Consider the following 429-nt stretch of genomic DNA (forward strand, 5'->3'; position numbering starts at 1 on the left):
TAGTCAATCCTAGTTTCTATCAGGGGTAGCTCCAGCACCATCCTCTTTATTCTCTTTCTCAGCACCATCATTGCCTTCATCAATCTCTATCTCATGATCCTCACCTCCAGTACCAACTTCCTTATCCTTCTTCTCACTGTCATTATTAGCTCCTTCAACCTCATTCATAGTAGCAGTAGTATGCTGGTTCTTTTGTAGTTTTGGGCTCTTGCTGCCTTCACTATTAACCTCTTCTGAACCTGTTTTTATAGAGTTTGATCATCAGTTATGATTCTAACTATGGTTAGATTGTCTCACTCATATTGTGATTGCTTGTGCTTGCTTCTATTCTTAATCAACTAGTTCTTTGTAATAGATTTTTTGTGGGCCTGTACAAGGCTCTGGAGCTCCACTTTAATGGACTTGAACTTTAGTGGCTTTGTGGATAGA

General features: G+C 39.4%; 1 protein-coding gene. It reads right to left on the reverse strand.

The annotated features are described in order from the left end of the window. Positions 1 to 9 precede the first annotated feature (9 nt). On the reverse strand, positions 10 to 168 hold the full coding sequence (locus JS756_RS36215) for a hypothetical protein (RefSeq protein WP_205387506.1): 159 nt from the start codon (positions 166 to 168) through the stop codon (positions 10 to 12). Between the last annotated feature and the right edge of the window lie 261 nt (positions 169 to 429).

Origin of the sequence: Streptomyces actuosus (genome assembly GCF_016921115.1) — a bacterium.
GTDB classification, from domain to species: Bacteria; Actinomycetota; Actinomycetes; order Streptomycetales; family Streptomycetaceae; genus Streptomyces; species Streptomyces actuosus_A.